The sequence below is a fragment of the Sphingobacterium sp. LRF_L2 genome (assembly GCF_965644235.1).
Taxonomy (GTDB): domain Bacteria; phylum Bacteroidota; class Bacteroidia; order Sphingobacteriales; family Sphingobacteriaceae; genus Sphingobacterium.
The window spans coordinates 1-1,203 of the sequence record NZ_CBFFRI010000021.1; the positions used below are offsets into that span (position 1 = coordinate 1).

The 1,203-nt window shown below is 49.7% G+C and carries 2 tRNA genes and 2 rRNA genes; all 4 read right to left on the minus strand.

What is annotated here, in order from left to right:
- Positions 1–646: ribosomal RNA gene (locus ACSZOX_RS22355) — 23S ribosomal RNA — on the minus strand; the annotation flags it as partial.
- Between the two features lie 171 nt (positions 647–817).
- Positions 818–891: transfer RNA gene (locus tag ACSZOX_RS22360), tRNA-Ala, on the minus strand.
- A 12-nt stretch (positions 892–903) separates the two neighbouring features.
- Positions 904–977, minus strand: a tRNA-Ile gene (locus ACSZOX_RS22365).
- 156 nt (positions 978–1,133) lie between these two features.
- A 16S ribosomal RNA gene (locus tag ACSZOX_RS22370) occupies positions 1,134–1,203 on the minus strand; the annotation flags it as partial.

Here is a 1,203-nt window from a genome sequence, read left to right on the forward strand (position 1 = left end):
GGATCCGTCCCTGAAGGACTTAACCTTGCCAGCCAAGAGTAACTCGTAGGCTCATTATGCAAAAGGCACGCTGTCACAGAATAAATCCGCTCCAACCGCTTGTAAGCACACGGTTTCAGGTTCTTTTCACTCCCCTGTTCGGGGTTCTTTTCATCTTTCCCTCACGGTACTGGTCCACTATCGGTCTCTCAGGAGTATTTAGCCTTGCCAGATGGTGCTGGCGGATTCCCACAGGATTTCTCCGGTCCCGCGGTACTCAGGATACCACTAGCGCTGTTCCGCTTACGTGTACGGGGCTATCACCCATATTGCCCGGCTTCCCATCCGGTTCCACTTCGCTCGACAGATCACATCGCGTGGTCCTACAACCCCCAGATTGCCGTAACAATATGGGTTTGGGCTCTTTCCCGTTCGCTCGCCACTACTTGGGAAATCATTGTTATTTTCTCCTCCTACGCCTACTTAGATGTTTCAGTTCAGCGCGTTCGCGTATTATACAACATACCTTCAGTATGTTAGGTTGCCCCATTCGGAAATCCACGGATCAAGTCGCATTTGCCGATCCCCGTGGCTTATCGCAGCTTATCACGTCCTTCATCGCCTCTGAGAGCCTAGACATCCCCCGTGTGCCCTTGTTTACTTTCTTCGCGCATATACCCCTTTTGCTCGGTATATGGCTGCCTTTGTCTTCAGGTAAAGTATATTGCTATACAGCCCCTCAGACTATCTGTTGTCTTCTCTTGTGTTTTCTTTCTTTCAATATGTCAAAGAACTCTTCTGCGGAAAATAAATCCCTCATACGAAGGTATCCGCAATGTGGAGAATAACGGATTCGAACCGTTGACCCCCTGCGTGCAAGGCAGGTGCTCTAGCCAGCTGAGCTAATTCCCCTTTCTACTTATGTAGTCCCGAGCAGACTTGAACTGCTGACCCCTACATTATCAGTGTAGTGCTCTAACCAACTGAGCTACGGGACTAGCTTTTTCTTCTTTCTTGCTCGGTGACGCTCGTCGTTCCGGTTAAACTTGACATCTAACGATATCCAGCCATCGGACAGGGAGGGCACTTTCTTCTTGTCTTCTTATTCTTAACGATCATGCTGTGGCGCAGCGAGTGCCAATGGGACACTCTAGAAAGGAGGTATTCCAGCCGCACCTTCCGGTACGGCTACCTTGTTACGACTTAGCCCCAATTATCGGTTTT